At 39.8% G+C, this 17,526-nt stretch carries 14 protein-coding genes; 9 read left to right on the forward strand and 5 right to left on the reverse strand.

What is annotated here, in order from left to right; translation table 11 throughout:
• Both IPH84_00515 and IPH84_00520 read left to right on the forward strand, forming a co-directional pair.
• Complete coding sequence (locus tag IPH84_00515) at positions 1-1,068, forward strand: histidine kinase (protein MBK7171721.1); 1,068 nt, start codon at positions 1-3, stop codon at positions 1,066-1,068.
• A 1-nt stretch (position 1,069) separates the two neighbouring features.
• The gene (locus tag IPH84_00520) at positions 1,070-1,831 is read left to right on the forward strand and encodes a response regulator transcription factor (protein ID MBK7171722.1); all 762 of its coding nucleotides are present in this window, start codon (positions 1,070-1,072) and stop codon (positions 1,829-1,831) included.
• Positions 1,832-1,947: 116 nt separating this feature from the next.
• Here IPH84_00520 and IPH84_00525 read toward each other — a convergent pair whose 3' ends face one another.
• From IPH84_00525 to IPH84_00545, 5 genes are all read right to left on the reverse strand, one after another.
• Positions 1,948-2,499: a 2-oxoacid:acceptor oxidoreductase family protein gene (locus tag IPH84_00525; protein MBK7171723.1), complete on the reverse strand. Its 552-nt coding sequence runs from the start codon at positions 2,497-2,499 to the stop codon at positions 1,948-1,950.
• Between the two features lie 228 nt (positions 2,500-2,727).
• On the reverse strand, positions 2,728-3,504 hold the full coding sequence (locus IPH84_00530) for a 2-oxoglutarate oxidoreductase (GenBank protein ID MBK7171724.1): 777 nt from the start codon (positions 3,502-3,504) through the stop codon (positions 2,728-2,730).
• Between the two features lie 4 nt (positions 3,505-3,508).
• Entirely contained in the window at positions 3,509-4,594 is a 1,086-nt protein-coding gene (locus IPH84_00535; GenBank protein ID MBK7171725.1) for a 3-methyl-2-oxobutanoate dehydrogenase subunit VorB, read from the reverse strand.
• A gap of 20 nt (positions 4,595-4,614) precedes the next feature.
• A complete protein-coding gene (locus IPH84_00540) occupies positions 4,615-4,842 on the reverse strand; it encodes a 4Fe-4S binding protein (protein ID MBK7171726.1) in 228 nt (75 codons plus the stop codon).
• A 233-nt stretch (positions 4,843-5,075) separates the two neighbouring features.
• Positions 5,076-6,410 (reverse strand): pyridoxal phosphate-dependent aminotransferase, encoded by a 1,335-nt coding sequence (locus tag IPH84_00545; protein MBK7171727.1) that lies wholly within the window; start codon positions 6,408-6,410, stop codon positions 5,076-5,078.
• A 691-nt stretch (positions 6,411-7,101) separates the two neighbouring features.
• Here IPH84_00545 and IPH84_00550 point away from each other — a divergent pair.
• The 7 genes from IPH84_00550 to IPH84_00580 all read left to right on the forward strand — a co-directional run bounded on the left by IPH84_00550 (position 7,102) and on the right by IPH84_00580 (position 17,491).
• Positions 7,102-8,880, forward strand: coding sequence for a hypothetical protein (locus tag IPH84_00550; GenBank protein MBK7171728.1), 1,779 nt, complete (start codon positions 7,102-7,104; stop codon positions 8,878-8,880).
• Between the two features lie 116 nt (positions 8,881-8,996).
• Entirely contained in the window at positions 8,997-10,061 is a 1,065-nt protein-coding gene (locus IPH84_00555) for a hypothetical protein (protein ID MBK7171729.1), read from the forward strand.
• A gap of 39 nt (positions 10,062-10,100) precedes the next feature.
• On the forward strand, positions 10,101-10,769 hold the full coding sequence (locus tag IPH84_00560; GenBank protein MBK7171730.1) for a response regulator transcription factor: 669 nt from the start codon (positions 10,101-10,103) through the stop codon (positions 10,767-10,769).
• A gap of 407 nt (positions 10,770-11,176) precedes the next feature.
• Positions 11,177-11,677 carry a hypothetical protein gene (locus IPH84_00565; protein ID MBK7171731.1) on the forward strand — a complete coding sequence of 167 codons (501 nt, stop codon included), beginning with the start codon at positions 11,177-11,179 and terminating at the stop codon, positions 11,675-11,677.
• A 281-nt stretch (positions 11,678-11,958) separates the two neighbouring features.
• On the forward strand, positions 11,959-13,533 hold the full coding sequence (locus tag IPH84_00570) for a DUF4384 domain-containing protein (GenBank protein ID MBK7171732.1): 1,575 nt from the start codon (positions 11,959-11,961) through the stop codon (positions 13,531-13,533).
• 129 nt (positions 13,534-13,662) lie between these two features.
• On the forward strand, positions 13,663-14,004 hold the full coding sequence (locus IPH84_00575) for a hypothetical protein (protein ID MBK7171733.1): 342 nt from the start codon (positions 13,663-13,665) through the stop codon (positions 14,002-14,004).
• A gap of 112 nt (positions 14,005-14,116) precedes the next feature.
• Entirely contained in the window at positions 14,117-17,491 is a 3,375-nt protein-coding gene (locus IPH84_00580) for a caspase family protein (protein MBK7171734.1), read from the forward strand.
• Positions 17,492-17,526: the final 35 nt, after the last annotated feature.

Here is a 17,526-nt window from a genome sequence, read left to right on the forward strand (position 1 = left end):
ATGACTAAAACCAGGACAGACAAACCCGAATTGCCGGCAAAGTATCGCTGGGTGCTGGCTGTTGTTTTGTCGGCAATCATTCAATTTTGCATCATCAGCTATAACTACTATACAGGGTTTATCAGTGGTTTCACTCCCTATAGCTTTCTGTTCAGGTGGGTATATGGAACCCTTCTTACTACTCTTGCCTCCATCATTCTCATTTCAGTGAATTACTACCTGATATGCTGGTTGAATAAAGGATTTCCATGGGCAGGCAGGTCCTTGAAACGTATTTCGATTGAAATACTGGTAAGTCTGCTGATTTCTGTCTTCCTGGGTAGTGGCATTACCCTGCTGGCTAATGCTATAGATGCGTATGATGAGTCATTGACCATGGTAATAGTGACTAATTCATTAATTGCCAGTGTTGCTAATATACTGCTTGTGGTTGCCCTGGAAGCCTGGATGTTTTTCAGGGAAGGGAGGATGAATGAACGAAAAGCAGAAGAACTTCACCGTGAACTCACTGGCATCCGATTCGAGGTGCTGAAAAACCAGATAAATCCCCATTTCCTGTTTAACAGTCTGAATGTCCTATCCGGACTGATCAACAAGGATACCCACAAGGCACAGGAATTTATTGAAGAATTTGCCTATGTCTACAGATATGTACTTGATACCATTGAAAAGCAAGTGGTTACGCTGGAGGAAGAGATGAAATTCAGCAGGGCATATATGTTCCTCCAAAAGATCAGGTATGGCGATTCCCTGCTTTTTGAGATACATATTGAATCAGAAATGCTTGAGAAATTGCTTCCTCCGCTCAGCCTTCAACTCCTTCTCGAAAATGCCATCAAACATAATAAGGCCGAAACAGGAGCACCCCTGATAGTGGAAATTTATACAACGGAAGGATTCCTTTATATCAGGAACAACTTACAGGCTAAGTTTTCAGGCTCAAAGAGCACCGGAATAGGCCTGCGTAATCTTAAAAAGAGATATGAGATGATTGCTGAACAGCAGCCTTCCTTTGGAATCGAAAACCTGCATTATGTGGCAAAATTGCCTTTAATTGAAAATGACTGAAATGGATAGAAGAGTTGTAATTATTGAGGATGAATCGCTTGCAGCCGACAGGATGGAAGCCCTGCTCAAAGAGCTGAATCCCGGGGCAAAGGTGGTAGCCAGGCTCCCGGGGATCAGGGAATCGGTGCTATGGTTACAAAACAACAAAGCTGACCTGATCTTTCTTGATATTCAGCTTTCTGATGGACTCAGCTTCAGCATTTTTGAAGAAGTGGAAACAGATACCCCTGTGATCTTCACTACAGCCTATGATCAATATGCCATTCAGGCTTTTAAACTGAATTCCGTTGATTATCTTTTGAAACCTGTTCGTAAGGAGGATCTGCAAAATGCCCTTCATAAACTCGAACGCTTGTCGGGACCTGTGCAGCCTGATTTCAGAAGCCTGCTTGAATCAATCCAGGGGAAACAGCCTGCTTTCAGAAAAAGATTCCTGATACAGTTTGGTGACAGGATCAGAAAAGTGGAATGCGAAGAAATTGCTTATTTCTATGTGATGGACAAAGGGAATTACCTCAAAACGTTTCAGAATCAATCTTATCCCATCGATTTTACCCTCGACAGCCTGGAGGGACAGCTCGACCCTGCGAAATTTTTCCGCATCAACCGAAAGATTATTGTGAATATGGATGCCATCAAAAGCATGCTTGCCTGGTCGCGTTCGCGTATTAAGCTGGAATTACAACCTGCTGCCGTGGAATGTGAGGAAGTTGTGGTAAGCATCGACCGGACCCCGGGGTTTCGGGAATGGTTGAATTCCTAAAGTATATTGTCAGGCCAACCTACCTGGTAGTTAAAAGAAGAGACGTTATCACTTTTAAAAAATAAAGACCTGCATATTTTGCAAGTCTTTATCTCAATAAATCTTGAAGTTCGCAATTATACTAACTGTACTTCTTTCACAAGACCTTTGCCGGTTTCAATTGCTTTTTCATTTTCGGGGATCATACCATGATGGCGGGAAGGCAGGGATTTTTCCAGTCCTTTATGAATATACTCCATTCCAACAATGGGTTTTAACTTGAGGTATCCCCCCAGAACAATCATATTGAATACTTTGGCCAAGCCTAACTTACCGGCCGTTTCAGCAGCCTCAATGGTATAGATGTTTATATCCTTTCTTTCAGGATGCCTGGTGATTCCATTAGGGTCATAGATTAATAATCCGCCTGGTTTAACCGAATGCTCAAACTTGTCCATGCTTTGCTGATTCAGTATAATCGCAGTATCATAAGCATTCAGAATCGGTGAACTGATCCTTTCATCACTGATAATAACGGTAACATTGGCAGTCCCCCCTCTCATTTCAGGGCCGTAGGATGGCATCCAACTTACTTCCTTGTCCTGCATTACTCCTGAATAAGCAAGAATCTTTCCCATTGAAAGGACTCCTTGTCCACCGAATCCGGCAATGATAATTTCTTCAGTCATGGCTTGATATATTTGTTTTTGCTTCTGGCAGTGATCAGTGATTAGTGAATAGCGACTAGTGACTAGTGAGTTTTTAGTGAATAGTGATTAGTTTTTAGTGACTAGCGATTATTAGTTTTTAGCAATACGTATTTCTTATCTGATTGTAAGAAAAAATGATGATAGGTCATCCTCTCAGCACTCAGCACCCAGCACCCAGCACTCAAAGGCTCCCCTTCGGGGCACTTCTTACTCATTCACTTTAATATCCCCAAGAGGATAATAAGGGAACATATTATCCACCATCCACTCATTTGACTGGAGTGGCGTCATTTTCCAGCCTGAATTGCAGTTGGAAACGATTTCGATAAAGGAAAGTCCCTTATTGAGTTTCTGGTTTTCAAATGCTTTACGAACAGCTTTTTTGGCTTTACGAACGGCAGAAGGTGTATGCACAGCCTGGCGTGTTACGTAGATGGTTCCGGGAAGCTGGGCAACCAATTCAGTGATTCTCAATGGATTTCCCATCATAGCCACATCTCTTCCATAAGGGGAAGTACTTGACTTCATCCCGGGTAGGGTAGTGGGTGCCATTTGTCCGCCGGTCATACCATAGATGCCATTGTTTATGAAAACAATAACAATATTTTCGCCACGGTTGCAGGCATGGATGGTTTCAGCGGTACCGATGGCAGCAAGGTCACCATCCCCCTGGTAAGTGAAAACGAATTTCTCAGGGAATAGTCGTTTTACAGCAGTGGCCAGGGCTGGAGCTCTGCCATGGGCAGCTTGTTGCATGTCGATATTCATGAATTCATAGGCAAGAACAGAACAACCTACCGGAGCAATTCCAATGGTCTTATCCTGGATATCCATTTCTTCAAGCACTTCCATGATAACCCTGTGAGCAGTTCCATGACCGCAACCCGGACAATAGCTGAGCGCTTTCTCAGTAAGAAGGTCCGTGCGTTTATAAACCAGGTTTTCTGGTTGAAGTATTTCGGGGTTGGTTTTGAATTCTGCCATGATACTATCCTCCTATAATTTGTTTTTTCAAGGCTTCCACTACTTCTATAGGTGATGGAATGATTCCACCCATTCTACCGAAATGCTCAACCTTGACTCTTCCTTCTGTTGCCAGTTTCACATCTTCGATCATTTGACCGGCATTCATTTCAACAACTAAAATGCCTTTCACTCTTTCGGTCATCTGTGCAACTACAGCTTTTGGGAAAGGGAAAAGGGTGATGGGACGCATGAGTCCTACCTTAATACCTTGTTCACGGGCCAGCTGCATTGCTTTCTGACAGATCCTGGCACTGGTGCCAAAGGCGATGAAAGCATAATCAGCATCTTCACAGCCTATCTTTTCATATCGGACTTCAGCTTTTTCTATCTCACGGTATTTTGCCTGAAGTACTTCATTATGTTTTTCCATCTTTATGGATTCCAGGTCGAGGGAGGTGATGATATTGCGCTCACGATCCTTAGTCTTACCTGTAGTGGCCCATGGAGTGTTCTTAATAATCTCTTCTTCGGTGAACCTTGGAGTTTGTGGATTCAGTTCTACTTTTTCCATCATCTGTCCAATGGCTCCATCAGATAATACCATCACCGGGGTACGGTATTTAAAAGCGAGTTCGAAGCCTAAGCCGGCAAAATCAGCCATTTCCTGCACTGATGAAGGAGCCAGAACAATTAAACGGTAATCGCCATGTCCGCCACCCTTGGTAGCCTGGAAATAATCCGATTGGGAAGGTTGAATAGTACCAAGACCAGGACCTCCACGGACAACATTTAGAATCACGCAGGGTAGTTCAGCACCGGCTATGTATGAAATTCCTTCTTGTTTAAGACTGATACCGGGGCTTGAAGAGGAAGTAAGTACCCTCTTTCCGCATCCTGCACCTCCATAAACCATGTTAATGGCAGCCACTTCACTTTCAGCCTGTAAAGTAACCATACCAGTACGTTCATGGGTTTTTTGAACCATCAGGTATTCCATCACTTCCGATTGAGGAGTAATGGGATATCCGAAATAACCGTCAGCACCGGCACGAATGGCAGCTTCAGCAAAAGCTTCATTGCCTTTCATTAATCGTAATTCTTTCATCAAAAAGCGTATTTCAGTTTCTATTATTCCGTGAACTTTTTCCTGTAAACAGTGATGGCACCATCAGGGCACACCACAGCACAATTTGTGCAGCCTGTGCATAAATCATTGGTAGGCTGGGCATAATGATACCCTTTTCTGTTTACCTGCTTTGCCATTGCGATTACTTCTTCCGGACACACTGGAATGCAAACCTCACATCCCTTGCATCTTTCGGTATCAACAACGATCTCGCCTTTATTCTTTGCCATAGTTTAAGAGTTTCACTTAATTTGGGGCGAAGTTAAAATTTTCTCCCTTATTGATTCGCCTTAAAACCTGCAATGTTCGTTTTCAGACCGAATTTATAATCAGTTTAAATTGATTCTTCAGGATAGAATTTTAAAACCCGCGTTCAAAAGTGTAAATTACATATTTTTAATTAGATATGACTTATTGAGAATCTTATTCGTGCAAATAAGCCAATATCCGTGTCGCAAGTATTCTATAATTCAATAGGATGATGCTCCCTGAATTTCTTCAGCCTGAATTCGAGGTCGGGGAACTGACTTCTCTGGACCAATGACACACAGGCCCTTAATCCTTCTGTATGTTCACTTCCGGTGATCGAGAGTGAGATGGCACTTATACCATAATATAGCAGTTCTTCAATCAATTCAGGTCCTTCAAACCCGGGATACATAATGGTAAAGTAGAAACCATCAGCTATGGGTTTATCCACATCCATATCATAAACAATCCGGAATCCATTATCAAGGAATAATTTTTTCATGATCTTGGCTTTCTCCCCATATTCCTTCACATCATTCACAAAATTGAATTTACCTTCATTAGCTGCTTTCAAAATAGCGGTTAAGGCATATTGTGCAGAATGGGCTGTTCCAGAACTGAGTGAATATACGGTTCCAAAAATCATTGCCCTGCCAAAAATATCACTACTGTAATAACGCAGAAGATCCGGAGCTTTTGTGGTAAAAACCTTATTACTCATGACCATCATCCCGATTCGTTGGCCAGCATAGCTGAAAGCCTTTGAACTGCTGATAAAGAGTATATAGTTCTCTGTATATTTTGCAACGGTAGGCTGATAGGGAGGGACACCTGGTTTACTGTAGTCCTTCCGGAAATCCATTCCGAAATAAGCCAGGTCTTCAAGAATGATCACATTATATTTATTAGCGAGGTCGCCGATAATTTGTAACTCCTCATCGGTGAAGCATATCCATGAAGGGTTATTAGGATTCGAATAGAGTACAGAATGGATATTACCTACTCTGAAATAGCTTTCCAACTTCTCTTTTAAAGCCTCACCCCGGTAATTATATACATCAAAAGCTTCAAATTTTTGTCCAAGCACCTTATGCTGCTGCTTATGAACAGGGAAACCCGGGTCGATAAACAGGGTAGTATCCCTTTTTGCATTCATACGGGCCAGGGTCAGAAAGGCAGCAAACCCACCTTGCATAGAACCAACTGTGGGAATACAAGCCTCAGGTTTCACTTCAATATCGAGGAAATTTTTTACAAATTTTGAAATTTCCTGTTTCAAAGGAGGAATACCATCGATGTCGGGATAGATAGCGGCAACTCCCCGGCGTAATGCTTCTATTTCAGCTTCTGTTCCAACAGCAGCAGGCGGTAATCCGGGTTCACCCATCTCCATACGGATAAATTTGGTTCCGGTTTCCCTTTCAATATTATCCACCAGTCGTTTGATTTCCCTGATAGTAGCTTTTCCTACCGCAGGGACGTTTAACTCCTTGATCTGGTCAGTAACTACGTCGTAGTTGACGGGGGTGTCTTTGGTTGCCGCTTTCATCTGGTTATCAGTTAATTTCGAGGTTTGAGAATTGAGGTTGGTTGAATGCAAAGATTAACATTTGGTAGCACTTTGTAAAACAATTTAATGCCTTTTTCGAGCCTGATTTGGAATTTAGAATGATTATAATCAGTGAAACACTTAGGTAATTTGAAAATTTGAAAATTTGAAAATTTGAAAATGCCAGGAAGGGGAGCCTTTGGCTTGAAGATAGCCGGATGGGGAGTCTTTAGATTTGCGATTGTCCTGTGTTCCTGAGCGCAATCCCAATGTAGAATTCAAAAAGCAAAATGAAAAATGAAAAAAGCTAAATGAAAAAGCAAAAGAAAAAATGAAAAAATCAAAATGAAAAAAGTAAAATGAAAAAAGTGAAAAAGCAAAATGAAAAATGAAAAATGAGCCAAAGGCTTCCCTTTTGGGAAAAAAGCAAAATGAAAACTGTTAACTAGCGACTCATTATTGATTTTAGAATAAAACCTGGCCACACCAGTCGGCCAAGGCACTCAAGATTTTTTTTCTCACTTAAGATTATTTTCCATTGTATTCAACTGTAAGGGAAAGATATTATCCTGATACAATATATTCTGATTTTAATCTTATGTTTGACAATCGGAATAAGTATTGACAAGCCTTATTCCGGTTCAGTGCAGTCAACAGCATCCTTTTTAATGTCAATTATTTATCATCAGGAATGAAAAAACTCAATCTTCTGCTTTTCTTGCTTTATCTGCTCTCATTGAAAATGGTAGTGCAAGGACAAGAAATTGGGCGTTATCATTTTGAGGATTTTGATTTGGCTCATAAGGCTGGTATTCCCGGAGTATACTCGATGTACCAGGATGTCACAGGTGTTATTTGGTTTGGTTCTACAAACGGTATATACAGGTATGACGGCTCCCGGATAATAGAGTTCGACAAGGAGCAAAGGAATATCCTTGGTAAAACAAATTTTTCATTTTTACAAGCTGACAATGGCGATGTGATTATTGGCAGTGATTATGGCATATGCCGATATAGTATTCATAGTAGATCTGTCAAACTGCTGATACATGAGAACAGGGTTTTTAATAATCGCAGTCAGTATTATCCTGTTTGTTTCGGAGATAATGATGAACTATGGTTTGTGGTTTCAGGCATAGGAATCGGCATGTATGCAGGAGGTAAAATTTCCTGGATATCGAGCTCCCGCGAATTCAAAAGCGATTTCAGGATTAAAGATGCTTATTTCAACATCAAATCGGGGAAAGTGTATCTGTCTCATTTTATGGGCCCTTATATTGGCGTTTTTGATATTAAAACACGTTTGTGTACCCTTGATTCAGTGCATGAAACAGTTTCCTTTGAATTTGTAAATAACCAATTATTTCAAATACATCCTGAAAGCATATTATCAGTCGACCAGATTACCAATGTAAAGAAAGTGTTTGATACAGGTAAAATGGAACTGTCAAATAATGAACTATACTCAAAAGCCGTAGTGGTGGATGAGGAATGGATCTGGATATCGCTGCGTGATGGTATATTGCCGTTTAACTTCCGACAGGGAAGGTATGGAGAAATCTTTGGTTTCGAGAATGACACCAAAAGCCCTCTTTTAAGGCATATTTCCGAACTTTTTATCGATAAGGAAGGGAACATTTGGGTCTGTACTGAGACAAATGGTATAAAAGTGCTGAACCGTAATCACTTGAAGCGATTTCAATATTTGACGGATTATGGAAGCTCCAATAATATCATCATGGACATTGAAGCCATAAACGACAGTTTACTACTGGTTTGTCCGCTGGTTGAGGTGCCCCGGCTGGTAAATATTAACACAAACAGCCACCATTCATTGCTTTCAAAGGGCAGCATTTTAAGCAGTTCATTCAATTCTGCCAGGATAAACAGTACTACCATCCTGCTAAATAAGCATAAAGGTGAATTGTATACTTTCGATACTAAAAGCTTTCAAATCAAGCAGATTCCTTCTCCGATTGCTTCCATTTCAAAAATCATCGTAACATCTCAACCCAATATTTTGCTTATTTATAATGAAAATCAACTATGCCGCTGCAAATATGTGAATGGACAGTTGAAAGTAGAAAAATCCATACCCCTGAGCTATCCGGTAGAAAGTTTGATTTACAATCCCTTTTTAGAGCAGATCTATTGCAGCAATCAGGAAACCGGGGCTCAAATTGATGCTAAGTCTCTCTCCATTATAATTACGGATAAGCCATTTTCAGGTTCGTTTATAGATTATTCCTGGGGTAGGGATAAATCTTTATGGCTGGCCACCCGTTCGGGGCTGGAACATTATGACAAAGAAAAGCATCTGATTGAGTCTTTCAATACTTCCAATGGCCTGAATAACGATGTGGTTTATTCCATTCAACCCAGCAATGACAGCTCTGTATTATTTTTAAGTACAAATTTGGGAATCAGTAGTTTTCATATTGCTACAAAAAAATCAGGAACTATACTTTAGCGGATGGGCTTCAGGAATCAGAGCATAATGGAGGTGCATCAGTCATTGATGCCAAAGGGCGATTCTACTTTGGGAATATTAAAGGAATTACTGCTTTCAAAGAGCCAATTACTGCTTTGGCTCCAGTCAGGCCATTTTTAATAGTTCAGGATATCTTTGTTGACGATACGATATATGATCGCAGGCTGAATCCAGGCTTTCTTCAAAGTATTCATCTGTACCCTGAAAATGAGTCATTCGGAATCAATTATAGTTTGCTAAGTACTTCTGCATCCGCTAAATTAATTTACAGTTATAAAATTGAGGGTATTGACAATAATTTTCGTCGATCCAATACTGCGAATCCCATCAGAATGCCTAAGCCGTCACCGGGTACTTATACAATTTTGCTCAGAGGAGAAATTGAAGGTGGAACCTTTATCGAAAAAAAAATTCAATTGATAGTCCATGCACCTTTTTACATGAAATGGTGGTTTATAATCCCGGCAGTTCTGTTATTTCATGGTCTCATATTTATTCTCATTCGCCGGATTATTAAAACCCGTGTGAGGAAAAAGCAACTTGAAATAGAAAACGAGCGCCGCTTATTTGAACAGAAGTCTCAAATAGCCAGGGAGTTGCATGATAATGTTGGAGCCCGTTTGAGTATGATGTTAAATACTATGGATTGGATAGGGAAGAAGCAACAACTGGAAATGAAAGATTTAAATGAAATAAAAGAAAATACTAAAGCTGTAATCCAGGGGCTCCGGGATTCGATTTGGGTGATGGATAAAAGCCAGATTACTACTGAAGAATTATTCGATAAGATAAAATACTATACCAGCCAAATTCTTAGGAGTTCCCCTGTTCATTTCACTTTTGATGAAGTTACCCATAAGCCCATCAATTTAAATACTACCCAGGCACTCAACCTTTTCCGGATTGTTCAGGAATCGTTGAACAACGCATTGAAATATGCTCAAGCATCTCATATTGGCATTTCACTTAGCTATGATGGAGAAAATGGAATTATAGTAAAAATCAACGATAACGGCATTGGCTTTGATCCCAACAACGTGATAAATGGGCATGGTTTAAAGAATATGCAGGTAAGAGCAGATGAAATAAGCGCTAAGCTTACTTTGCAAAGTATTATAAATGAAGGAACTACAGTAATTGTTGCGCTCTACATCGTTTGATGTATTGCATTGAGACGAATCAATACAGAATTTTGACAAATGATTAAAATAGCAATTGTTGATGACCGTGACCATGTGAGGGAAACCCTGGAAAGCCGTTTGCAATATACTAACGAAATCAAGGTAACACATACTTCAAGTAACGGACAGGAGTTTTTGACCTATATGAAATCCATCCAGCCATTCTGTCAACCTGATGTTGTAATAATGGACATAGAAATGCCTGTGCTGAATGGTATTGAAACAGTAGCAACAGCCTCGGTACTTTATCCTGATGTTAAGTATATTATGCTAACGGTATTCGATAGCGATGATGCTATTTTTAGTGCTATCAAGGCTGGTGCTCACGGATATTTATTGAAAGATGAGGATACAGATACCATCATTGAACATATAAAACTGGTGTCAGACGGTAAAGGAGCAGTTATGAGTCCTGCGATCGCGCGGAAAGCATTAGATCTTTTGCTGGCTAAAGGAGGTAAATCAAGGTCTTCAGAGGGTACCATTAAATCCGAGACCTCCCTCACGGAAAGAGAGATCGCAGTTCTGGAATGCCTGGTAAATGGTCTTGATCATAAAAGTATCTCTCAAAAACTTGATATCAGCCCGGCAACGGTGCGCACTCATCTTGCAAATATTTATAAGAAATTACATGTTAGTTCAAAAACACAGGCCGTGGGACTCGCACTAAAACGTAAATGGTTTTGAGTGTTTTCCAGGCTTAATAAATTTCTTCTCTTTTCATTACAGTCTTTTCTGCCCCTGATTGGCAGTTCTATAAGATTGAGCTGGTGTGACTGATTAGTATCAGGTGTTTCCTTTTTCATGATTTTTCGTCTGTAGCATAGACCCGGGGTAATACATCATTTGATGTATTTCAGAAGGCTTTTAATGCCGGTACATTTGCCATTCTAAATTACCTGATTTGCCATGAATATTAAAATAATAATTCTTTTCAGTAACAACAACAGTTTAAATAATGTGCCAACAATAGAGTTTGATAAACCATTGGTATTCATGAGTTTTAGGAAGCCAAAGTCCTTATGCTTTGCTCCATCCTGTAAAAAAAAGATATTTTTAAACCAACCCAGCTATTAACCATAAACTTTTAAACAATGAATTTCAGACTCTTGACATTTAGCATGTTTTTGACTGTATTATCACTACTCTCCGGATGTAAAAAAGAAGAATCCGACGATTCCGGAGCAACATCACTTTTACCCGGGAAAAGCCAGATTTCCTGCACTGTTTCAGGTGCTGCCACCTCTTCTTTTAATTCAAATATTCAGTTGTCATCAGTGCTAAAATCCGATGTGCTGATGAATATTTCAGGTAGTTCATTTACTGGAATGAGTACTGAAATTGTTCTGATGATTCTTCCGGCAAATATTGCAACAGGAACTTATACTTCAGCCAGTAATAACTCTGGTGATTTTGCTTTTTCTTATTCTAATGGTTCAGATGGATGGGCAGCGGATGTAAGTCCGGTATTTACCGTAATTGTAACCAAATCAACTGCTACAGAAATAGAAGGTACATTCAGCGGCGTTCTCAATAATGATAATCTTGGAAGTCAGGTAACCATTCAGGATGGAAAATTTGCTGCTAAATTTTAATATATCTTCAGTTTGTGAGTATTCAAGGAAACTGCGCCACTGGTGCAGTTTCCTATTGTTTAGACATTTTGATTCTATAATCTCTTTTAAAAGTAAATAAAGTAACATCATGATTTGGTATCCTTAGATGAATGAGGAAAACTAAAAGAATCAATAATGTCAAATTACTTGAAGTGTCTGATACTCTTTGTGCTTTACGATTTTCTGTAAAATGATTTTAAAAGAGTTAAATACATTTCAACCTGGAAATTTCAAAGCTATAATTCAACAACACAATGTCTATGAAAACTCTTCTTTTAACTGCTTTCTTCCTGGTAACTATGTTATTACAACATTCAACAGCCCAGGATCGTAGGGGTATGGGTGCCAATTTCGATATGGCTACCATTGCAAAAACCCCTCGTAAGGTTCAGCTTTCGTTCCAAAGTTTTCGTGGCATGCCTGAACAGGCTTCACTCGAACAGTATTGCCCAACTCCTGGTGACCAGGGTGATCATGGTACCTGTGTCGCATTTGCCAATGGATATGGCATTGCTACAATTTTATATGCAAAAACCCATGAGATTACCAACAAGTCGATCATTGATAAGTATGTGTTCTCTCCGAGTTATTTATATGACCTGATAAAAGACTCTACGGATTTTAATTGTCAATATGGCAGTGATCCAATTATTGCAGTAATGACTCTTATGAATATGGGAACGCCCTTTATACGGACAGTTCCTTATAGTTGTGATGTTAAATTCAGTACCGATGCAGTTTCTGAAGCGCTTAAATATACCATAAAGGATGCTTCTGTTCTTTTTGCCCCCGGTGAATATGAGAAAACATCCCAGGAGATGATTGACATGACCAAAAAGGCTTTGCTTGAAGGAACTCCGGTTTCAGGAGGATTTCATCTGCCGGAAAGCTTCTTCAAGATTAAATCTGATGTGTGGATTTCAGATCCAACTGAAGTTGACAAGAGCTGGAAACACAACGGACATGCCATGGCAGTAGTTGGTTTCGACGATAACAAATCCGGCGGCGCATTTCGTATACTGAATAGCTGGGGCTCAAATTGGGCTGATAAGGGGTATGTCTGGATGCGTTATGAGGACTATTCCCGCTATTGTATATTAGGTTTGCAGGTATTTGGGAATCCATTTACTCCCGATCCAACCGATAATATTAACCCTGAACCCAAGCCTGATCCGAAGCCGGTACCGGTGCCTGAACCTGAGGTTAAAACCATGAGTCTGAGTGGCAGTATTGAATTCAAACTGAATACAGGTGAAGATATGCCAGTGAATAGAATTTCTTCCCGTAACCTGATGGTGGAAGAAGATGTTGTAGCAAAAGAGGATTTGGTTGCCTATACCATGATGAACAGCTATACCAGCGGCACCAAATTTCGTTTTTACATGACAATTGATAAAGAAGCATACATTTATGCATTCGCAACCGATCTTACAGGTAAAATCAACCGTATTCTGCCCTTTGACGATTTAACCTCTACTCACGTTGGAAGCAATAGTATTGTTGCTTTTCCTTCGGATACCAAAATCATAAAAATGGATGAAAACAAGGGTACGGATTACCTGCTTATCCTGTATTCGAAAGAGCCACTTGATATGAATGATATGCTGGCCGATATGAACAAGACTAAAGGCGGTTTATCGGCAAAAATAATAGCAGCATTGGGCGATAAATTAATTGCAAAGGACAAAATAAAATACGATGCCGCCACGGTAGGGTTTCAGGTAAACGTGAAATACAGTTCACGTAACCTTACGGTTGAAAATGATGATAACCAAAGCACAGAGTTTGCAACCGGAAGCGTGGTTCCGCTGATGATTGAAATTAAGCATAATTAATAATTACCTCCTTAATATCAATAAAATGAAAGTATAAAATTTTGCACCTTCCTGATTTTTGTCTTTGTTCTGAATACAGCATTTAGCCAGTCGAAATTTCAAAACAACCGTTTCAGCAATATCGAAGCTGTGCCTGTCACCATTTATACTACTGACGATTTTTACCCGGTTTTTGGCGACTTCACCGAAGATGTTGAAGCTCAGTTGTCAAAAGTTTTTACTCCTGAGGATTATGCGTATATCAAATGGATGAATGAAGAGGAAAACTTTCCTGATGCACTTTTAACATATGAATTGCAGGTGCAGAATTTCGACAAATTCACCAAGGCTAAAGCCTATAAAATTGCCAGTTATAAACGTGTACCACATAATCATGGTGCCTTGGAAAATGCCCATGAAAAAGAAGCAATGATAAACGATAAAGATTTCATATTGGTTGGCCAAAAACGAGATATTGAAAAACCAAAGTGAATTTTAAAATTGGAGCAGACTCAACATTTAAACCCTGAAATAAAATTTCTAACCCACAAATTCTCTTCTGCAAAATGATTTGTGGTTTCTCTATAATTCTATCACCATCCCTATGAAAAAACTACTTGTAATTCTGTTTTTCTTTCCACTCCTGTCCTTTGCTCAAAAGCCGGAACTTGTCATAAAATCAGGTGTTCAAGGCCTGGCTATGATGGTATCTGTTTCGCCCGACAATAAACTGGGACTGACCGTGGATGATAAAATGGAACTAATGCTTTGGGAATTGGGTTCAGGAAAGCAATTAAAGTCATTCCCAAATATACTGGCTGCTGACTTTGGCCTTGACAATAAATCTATCGATGTTGTAACTAATGATTACAAATTCAGGACTCTTGATTATTCAGGCAATACTGTAAGTGAAGGGCCTGTTACAAAAACGAACGAGTCAAACAAATTTACCTATTCATATTACCGAAAATCAGGCTTGTATCTCGAGAATGGAATTATAAATACCCGCGAGAAAGGCTTTTTATGCAGGATTGTACCGGAGCATTATGATGTTGTGCAGCATTATTCCGAAAAACTTAACTTCCTTGCCATAGCCTATGAAAGTAAAGTACAGCTTTGCAAAGTGCCAACCGGGGAGGTTATAAAAGTGATTAAATTCAACCTGGTTCAAGAGAATGCAGATTATCCAAAAATTACATTCACCCAGTTTTCGCCCGATGGAAAGTACATTATGGCCGGCAATAATTTATCGCTTGAAATTATTGAAATTGAATCAGGAAAAAGCATTTATGCCTATTCATACCCTGCGGATAAACTAAGACAGGACCTTTGGGACAATTCAAACCTGTTATTTTTGAACAATGCTGGATTTTCACCTGATAGCAAAAAACTATTGATTCTTTGCGCACAGCACCAATTAATGGTAAACCTGGTAACTAAAAAGGAGGTTTGGAAACAGCCACAAACGGATATCCTTTGTCCCGTTTCATATGCTTCCCGCCGAGGATTAGTGCGTTTCTCCGACGACGGCACCAAAGTGCTGGTTGGTTATTACAATGTGTTTCAGTTTCTGAGTGCCGAAAACGGAAATGTAATCAGCAGGTTAAAAGGTATAACACAGGCGTATATGGCTTATCATCAGTTGCTCGAAAACGTCAGCGGGTTATACATCGAGCAGGATAATAAGATCATAAACTGGAACCTGGCATCAGGGGCAATAAAAACAACTACCTCAATGGATAGTCCCTACACCCGGTATCATATTCAGATTAATCGTAAGGGGACAAAATTTTACAAAAACCAGCAGGAAGTTGATCAGGAAACAAAAACCAGTATTGATTTTGAGGATAAACAGCAAGTGGGTTACGATGATTCAAAACTTCTGAGTATTTCCTATGATGATAAATACCTTTTGCATACCCTGGAAGATAAAACCATAGGGCGATATAGTGATAGCCCGGATCCTGTTAACACTGATGAACTGGTAGTTTTGGATATTGATAGTAAAAAGATTCTTTGGCGAAAGAAGGAAATTGATGCAGCTGCTTTCAGCAATACAAGCAGTACGATTGCTGTTGCAAATACAAGGATTGTAAAAGATGAATGGGGGTATAGTTCAATACAATTATTGGATGGAGCAAATGGTAGCCTGATAAAAACATTCACAATACCAGCTAACTCGCAAACTGCTGCTGGAATGGTATTCTCGTCCAAAGACACTTATCTTACGCTGGACCCTTATGAAACAAATGGTCGCAATTATTCCTATGATTGTCAGTTGCTAATTGAAGTGGCCACGGGTACTGTAAGACAAATTTCAAAAGTATTGCCCAACGGGAATCATTTTCGTTTCAGGACTTTTACTGCCGATGAAAAATATTTGGTATTTACTGATCAGAATAAAGGGGTTGTGGAAGTGTATTTTTATGATATACTGCAGCAAAAACTGGACTTATCTAAAACCATTACATTCAATGAAAAAGAAAACATACGCGCTATAACGATTACAAAGAACAACCGCTTTATGTTTTCGAATACGCAGGAATTCAAAGTGAAACTATGGGACCTGGAAACCAAAAAATTAGCGGCTACACTTTATCCTGTGCCGGCTACCGGCGACTGGGCAGTTGTTATGCCCGACGGGCACTTTGATGCTTCTCCCGAAGCTCAGAAAGATATCTATTTTGTAAAGGGTCTGAATACATTCCCGCTCGAAATTTTGTACGAACAATTTTATACACCCAGGCTTTTACCCCGCTTGCTGGCAGGTGAACGTTTTTCTCCTATTGATATTGATTTTGATAACCTGAAGAAAGCACCCGTTGTAAAAATTTCGTACGAACAGAAGACCCGCAATTTATTTGTGGAAGATGAGGGAATGCCTTCATATACAAATACAACAGGTTTAGCTCAAATCACTGTAAATGCAAAAGCTGAAAACGATAAAATCGATGAAATCCGATTGTTTCACAATGGTAAAATTGTGAACCTGGCTACACGTGGATTGTTTGTAACAGATGATGTAACAAACACAGAATCAAAAAAATATACTATTACTCTAATGCCGGGTGTAAATACTTTCAGAGCCATAGCACTAAACAGTCAACGAACAGAAAGCAAACCGGATGAAATTCAGGTTAAATACCAGTCGGTAGCTAAGCCTGAAGGAACTCTGCCTGCTCCAAAAGTTGGAAATGGTATCATTGATGAAGTGGATAAAAATGCAACGCTCTTCCTGGTGGTGGTTGGAATCAATAAATACCAGAATGAAAAGTTGTCATTAAACTATGCCCTGGCCGATGCTACTGCTTTTAAAGAAGAGATAGAAAAAGACACCAAAACAGTTCTATCTGATATAAAAACCTGGTTTGTAACTGATAATGAGGCCAATAAGAAAGGTATTCTGGATGCATTTGCCGAAGTTCAGAAAACCGCTAAACCACTGGATGTATTTGTGTTTTATTATGCCGGCCATGGTGTGATTGGAAAGGACAAAGAGTTTTACCTGGTACCCAATGATGTGAGCAATCTAAAAAATGCACAAACGGAACTGGAAACCAAAGGTATACCTGCGAAAATATTGCAAAAGTATGCCATAGATATCGCCGCTCAGAAACAGTTGTTTATCCTCGATGCCTGCCAAAGCGCTGGTGCTTTTAACGAAATGCTTACAGCCGATGGTGATCAGCAAAAGAGTATTGCTGTGGTTTCGCGAAGTACCGGTACACACTGGATGGCAGCCAGTGGAGCCCAACAATACGCAAACGAGTTTTCGCAGTTAGGGCATGGAGCATTTACTTATGTTTTGCTCGAAGCATTGAAAGGATCAGCAGCTACCGACAAAATGATCACAGTGAACGGCCTGAAAAACTACCTGCAGCAGGGTGTACCTGAACTGATGAAAAAATATAGCGGAACCCTTCAATACCCGGCAAGTTATGGGTTTGGGAATGATTTCCCGGTTGAAATATTGAAATAAAGCAAACTACTGTAGGATGGTATGCAACCTTAAAG

It is taken from the genome of Bacteroidales bacterium (assembly GCA_016707785.1).
Taxonomy (GTDB): domain Bacteria; phylum Bacteroidota; class Bacteroidia; order Bacteroidales; family UBA4417; genus UBA4417.

Coding starts and splice junctions, on each gene's coding strand:
- IPH84_00515 (MBK7171721.1), top strand. CDS start 1: ATGACTAAAACCAGGACAGACAAACCCGAATTGCCGGCAAAGTATCGC.
- IPH84_00520 (MBK7171722.1), top strand. CDS start 1,070: ATGGATAGAAGAGTTGTAATTATTGAGGATGAATCGCTTGCAGCCGAC.
- IPH84_00525 (MBK7171723.1), bottom strand. CDS start 2,499: ATGACTGAAGAAATTATCATTGCCGGATTCGGTGGACAAGGAGTCCTT.
- IPH84_00530 (MBK7171724.1), bottom strand. CDS start 3,504: ATGGCAGAATTCAAAACCAACCCCGAAATACTTCAACCAGAAAACCTG.
- IPH84_00540 (MBK7171726.1), bottom strand. CDS start 4,842: ATGGCAAAGAATAAAGGCGAGATCGTTGTTGATACCGAAAGATGCAAG.
- IPH84_00545 (MBK7171727.1), bottom strand. CDS start 6,410: ATGAAAGCGGCAACCAAAGACACCCCCGTCAACTACGACGTAGTTACT.
- IPH84_00550 (MBK7171728.1), top strand. CDS start 7,102: ATGAAAAAACTCAATCTTCTGCTTTTCTTGCTTTATCTGCTCTCATTG.
- IPH84_00560 (MBK7171730.1), top strand. CDS start 10,101: ATGATTAAAATAGCAATTGTTGATGACCGTGACCATGTGAGGGAAACC.
- IPH84_00565 (MBK7171731.1), top strand. CDS start 11,177: ATGAATTTCAGACTCTTGACATTTAGCATGTTTTTGACTGTATTATCA.
- IPH84_00570 (MBK7171732.1), top strand. CDS start 11,959: ATGAAAACTCTTCTTTTAACTGCTTTCTTCCTGGTAACTATGTTATTA.
- IPH84_00580 (MBK7171734.1), top strand. CDS start 14,117: ATGAAAAAACTACTTGTAATTCTGTTTTTCTTTCCACTCCTGTCCTTT.